The sequence below is a fragment of the Anoxybacillus sp. genome (genome assembly GCF_036834105.1).
In the GTDB taxonomy this organism is placed as follows: Bacteria; Bacillota; Bacilli; order Bacillales; family Anoxybacillaceae; genus Anoxybacillus.
Genome location: NZ_DAITON010000160.1, coordinates 1 through 4,407 on the forward strand (window position 1 = coordinate 1; position 4,407 = coordinate 4,407).

Below are 4,407 nucleotides of genomic sequence, written 5' to 3' on the forward strand. Positions count from 1 at the left end.
GGCACCCCTAAGATGCCAAGAAACCTTGATATATCAACATTTTTAGAGGGAGGATTTTTGTAATAAGTGCATAACATTAACAGTAAGGAGTATAAAAAGGGAGTGAGCGGCATGTATCGTGGTCAAATTTGTGGAAAAGAAGTCATCATTAAGTTAAGCAATCATGTACGAAAGCAAAAAGTCGATCAAGAAAAGCTATATCAAACTGTGTTAGCATTTAGCGAAGCAGCATTTGAACAACAGAAAGAACAATTTGGCATTGTAAGCAATCAAGGGTTTATCGTCGCCTCCGTCGAACAACATGATTTGCCTGTGATTTCGGTAGATTATATCATTCCTTCTCAACATGTATATGATTAAAGCCCAGATCATCCTGGGCTTTAACTATGATAGGTGTTATTTCGTGATTCATAAATTTTTTATGGAAAAGAACTGTGAAAATATGTATGATCATAAATATATGAGGATAAAGGTGGGAAGATATGATGATGAAACGATGGACGATTCAAACAACGAAGCGGGATGAATTTGTAGATGTTACTTCGTTTGTTCAATCATTTGTCACAGAAAGTGGGGTACAAGAGGGGATTGCCGTTGTTTATTGTCCGCATACAACCGCAGGAATTACGATAAATGAAAATGCTGACCCAGATGTGAAACGAGACATGATTCGCCGTTTTGATGAGTTGTACCCATGGCATCATGCGCTTGATCGGCATAGTGAAGGAAATACTGCGGCACATATGAAAGCAAGCACGGTTGGATCCTCAGCGCATGTTATTGTCACAAAAGGACAGCTGCTTCTTGGGACATGGCAAGGCATTTATTTTTGCGAGTTTGACGGACCGAGAACGCGCACATTTTATGTGAAGGTGATCAAAGGATGAACGGACAACGTATTTTGCCTGCTGTACGTTCGATGAAAGATTTTGATAAACTCATCAAAATGAATTATGAGTATGGGGTATTTTTAGATATTCATATCGGTATGCTGAAAAGTGTGTATACATACGCAAATGAGCATGGCAAAAAAATGTTTCTTCACGTCGATTTAATCCAAGGGCTAAAAAGTGATGAATATGCGACGGAATTTTTATGTCAGCTCGTCAAACCATATGGATTGATTTCGACAAAAAGCAGCGTAATCACGAAAGCGAAACAAAAAGGCGTGATCGCGATTCAACGAACATTTATTATTGATTCGAATGCGTTTGAACGAAGCGTTCAACTTGTAGAAAAAACAAACCCGGACTACATTGAAGTGTTGCCAGGTGTTGTTCCGAAAGTCATCTCTCAACTTCACGAACGAACGGGGAAAGACATTATCGCTGGCGGATTAATAGAAAATGAAACAGAGGTTGAAGCAGCACTTGCCGCAGGGGCTGTTGCAGTAACGACATCCAATGTCGAACTTTGGCGATATTTCGAGCCAAAATAATGCAAAAAATCCATTGACACCGTTTTCAATATTAATTAAAATTGTAAACAAGTTAATCAACTTTGTGACGGAGAAAAGGAGACTCACGCATGTTCCATGTAGGCGGGATATGTGTGGGTCTTTTTGTTTCTGTCAAAAAAATAGCAAAGGGGAGGAGAGGCTATGACACCATTTATAGCCGAAGTTTTAGGAACAGCACTATTAATTATTTTTGGAGGAGGGGTTTGTGCATCAGTTAGTTTGAAGAAGTCGTTTGCCCAGAATGGCGGTTGGATTGTGATAGCAATGGGGTGGGGACTCGGAGTAGCCATTGCTGTATATGTAGTCGGACAATATAGTGGAGCTCATTTAAACCCTGCTGTTACATTAGGGTTAGCATTTAATGGAGATTTTCCATGGAACCAAGTTCCTGAGTATGTTTTAGCTCAAATGATTGGCGCAATGATTGGCGCAATATTTGTATTTTTATACTATTTGCCACATTGGAAAGAAACAGAAGATCCAAATGTGAAACTCGGTGTATTTTCTACGGGTCCAGCAATTCCACACCGTTTTGCGAATTTACTTAGTGAAATATTGGGGACATTTATTTTAATTCTCGGAATTTTAGCAATCGGAGCTAATAAGTTTACGGAAGGTTTGAATCCATTAATTGTTGGATTTTTTATAGTCAGTATAGGCCTTTCTTTGGGAGGAACCACTGGGTATGCAATTAACCCAGCAAGGGATTTAGGACCAAGAGTTGCCCATTTTATATTACCGATACCTGGTAAAGGTAAATCTAATTGGGGTTATGCTTGGATCCCAGTTATTGGACCTTTGTTAGGTGGTTCACTAGGTGGACTTTTTTACAAAGCGGTGTTTAAAGGTCAAGTGACACAATCGTTCTGGTATGTTCTTGTCTTAACAGCAGCTATTTTAACGATGGCTTTTTTAGTAGAACAGAGAAAAAATGACAATGCGCAAGTTAGAAGTAAAGTAACTATATAGTCATTAGTAGAAGAAAATTAAGGAGAGGAGAAAGAAGTATGGATAAGTACATTTTAGCTCTTGATCAAGGAACGACGAGTTCACGTGCCATTTTGTTTAATCAAAAAGGGGAAGTTGTGCACATTGCTCAAAAAGAATTTACACAATATTTCCCTCAACCAGGATGGGTTGAACATAATCCAAATGAAATTTGGGGATCAATTTTAGCTGTTATTGCAACAGTATTATCAGAAGCAGCTGTTGAGCCGAAACAAGTTGCTGCCATCGGTATAACAAACCAGCGTGAAACGACAGTCGTGTGGGATAAGCAAACAGGCCAGCCAATATATAATGCCATCGTGTGGCAATCGCGCCAGACAGCACAAATTTGCGAAGAGTTGAAAAAGAATGGATACGATGACCTATTTCGTCAGAAAACAGGTTTGCTAATCGATGCGTATTTCTCAGGAACAAAAGTTAAATGGATTTTAGATCATGTTGCGGGGGCACGCGAAAAAGCAGAACGTGGGGATCTGTTGTTTGGAACAATTGATACATGGCTCACTTGGAAATTGTCCGGAGGGAGAGCACATGTGACAGACTACTCGAATGCGTCAAGAACGTTAATGTTCAACATTTATGAGCAGAAGTGGGATGATGAACTTCTTAACATTTTGCATGTGCCAAAAGCGATGCTACCAGATGTTCGACCATCTTCACAAATTTACGCACATACAGCACCGTACCATTTCTTCGGGCAAGAAGTACCGATCGCTGGAATTGCAGGGGATCAACAGGCAGCTTTGTTTGGGCAAGCGTGCTTTGAAGAAGGTATGGCGAAAAACACGTATGGAACAGGTTGTTTTATGTTGATGAATACAGGGGAAAAAGCCGTGCAATCGGATCATGGTTTGTTAACGACGATTGCATGGGGAATTGATGGAAAGGTCGAATATGCGCTAGAAGGAAGCATTTTCGTTGCTGGGTCTGCCATTCAATGGTTGCGAGATGGGCTAAGAATGATTAAAGAAGCGAAAGATAGCGAAGTATATGCAGTAAAAGTACACTCGACGGATGGGGTATATGTTGTACCAGCGTTTGTAGGCCTTGGCACACCATACTGGGATAGTGATGTACGAGGTGCTGTATTTGGTTTAACGCGTGGAACAACGAAAGAACATTTCATTCGTGCAACACTTGAGTCACTCGCATACCAAACGAAAGATGTATTAACAGCCATGGAAGCGGATGCAGGTATTACGTTGAAAACGTTACGAGTGGATGGTGGGGCTGTAAAAAACAACTTTTTAATGCAGTTTCAAAGCGATATTCTTGGCGTACCAGTCGAGAGACCGATTGTGAATGAAACTACCGCCCTCGGTGCTGCTTATTTGGCAGGTCTTGCAGTTGGATATTGGGAAAGCAGAGAAGAAATTGCGAAACAGTGGAATATTGAGCGTGCTTTCGAACCAAAGATGAGCGCTGATGTCCAACAACGATTATATGATGGATGGAAAAAAGCCGTGAGCGCGGCACAAGCGTTTAAATAAAAATAAAACCGGCTGCTTTTTAGGCAGTCGGTTTTATTTTTATTCTACATTATTCAATAAAACTATGTTCTAAATAATCAAAAAGAAAAACAAAATATTTCGTCAATATAACCGTTTCCATAGCGAAAAAAATGTGCTATTATAATCAACAAAAAGAAAAAATTTTGTTTTCTGAAGAAATGTGAGGGCTATATGGTATACGATGGAATTATTTTAGGTATTCTCATTGGTTTATTTCGTGGAGGAAATTTTAAAGGTATTGCGACTTTAAAATTGAAAGGCGGCTGGATTTTTCCTATCTTGTTGCTTGTGCAATGGATTTTCTTCTTATTGCAGGATCGCATCGCCATATTAGCGAATATAAGCAATATCACGTTTATTATTATTTACATCGTTGGATTAACATTCATTTGGCTTAATCGTCATTATCCAGGGATGAAAACGATTTTT

The 4,407-nt window shown here is 39.6% G+C and carries 6 protein-coding genes; all 6 read left to right on the plus strand.

The window, feature by feature from the left end:
- Nucleotides 1-111 precede the first annotated feature (111 nt).
- The gene (locus V7Z64_RS12000) at nt 112-360 is read left to right on the plus strand and encodes a hypothetical protein (RefSeq protein WP_297987410.1); all 249 of its coding nucleotides are present in this window, start codon (nt 112-114) and stop codon (nt 358-360) included.
- A gap of 125 nt (nt 361-485) precedes the next feature.
- The gene (locus V7Z64_RS12005) at nt 486-887 is read left to right on the plus strand and encodes a secondary thiamine-phosphate synthase enzyme YjbQ (protein WP_297987408.1); all 402 of its coding nucleotides are present in this window, start codon (nt 486-488) and stop codon (nt 885-887) included.
- Nucleotides 884-1,438, plus strand: a complete 555-nt coding sequence (locus V7Z64_RS12010) for a glycerol-3-phosphate responsive antiterminator (RefSeq protein ID WP_297987406.1) — start codon at nt 884-886, stop codon at nt 1,436-1,438. Before V7Z64_RS12005 ends, V7Z64_RS12010 begins: the two co-directional genes overlap by 4 nt.
- A gap of 162 nt (nt 1,439-1,600) precedes the next feature.
- Nucleotides 1,601-2,428, plus strand: coding sequence for an MIP/aquaporin family protein (locus tag V7Z64_RS12015; RefSeq protein ID WP_297987405.1), 828 nt, complete (start codon nt 1,601-1,603; stop codon nt 2,426-2,428).
- A 38-nt stretch (nt 2,429-2,466) separates the two neighbouring features.
- Nucleotides 2,467-3,957: a glycerol kinase GlpK gene (gene glpK / locus V7Z64_RS12020; RefSeq protein ID WP_297987404.1), complete on the plus strand. Its 1,491-nt coding sequence runs from the start codon at nt 2,467-2,469 to the stop codon at nt 3,955-3,957.
- Between the two features lie 192 nt (nt 3,958-4,149).
- Nucleotides 4,150-4,407: DUF5317 family protein (locus V7Z64_RS12025; RefSeq protein ID WP_334110536.1), on the plus strand; the 258-nt coding region annotated here is incomplete at its 3' end.

What these genes read in the sequence shown, in the direction of transcription:
- V7Z64_RS12000 (WP_297987410.1), top strand. Translation starts at nt 112, where the DNA reads ATGTATCGTGGTCAAATTTGTGGAAAAGAAGTCATCATTAAGTTAAGC.
- V7Z64_RS12005 (WP_297987408.1), top strand. Translation starts at nt 486, where the DNA reads ATGATGAAACGATGGACGATTCAAACAACGAAGCGGGATGAATTTGTA.
- V7Z64_RS12010 (WP_297987406.1), top strand. Translation starts at nt 884, where the DNA reads ATGAACGGACAACGTATTTTGCCTGCTGTACGTTCGATGAAAGATTTT.
- V7Z64_RS12015 (WP_297987405.1), top strand. Translation starts at nt 1,601, where the DNA reads ATGACACCATTTATAGCCGAAGTTTTAGGAACAGCACTATTAATTATT.
- glpK (WP_297987404.1), top strand. Translation starts at nt 2,467, where the DNA reads ATGGATAAGTACATTTTAGCTCTTGATCAAGGAACGACGAGTTCACGT.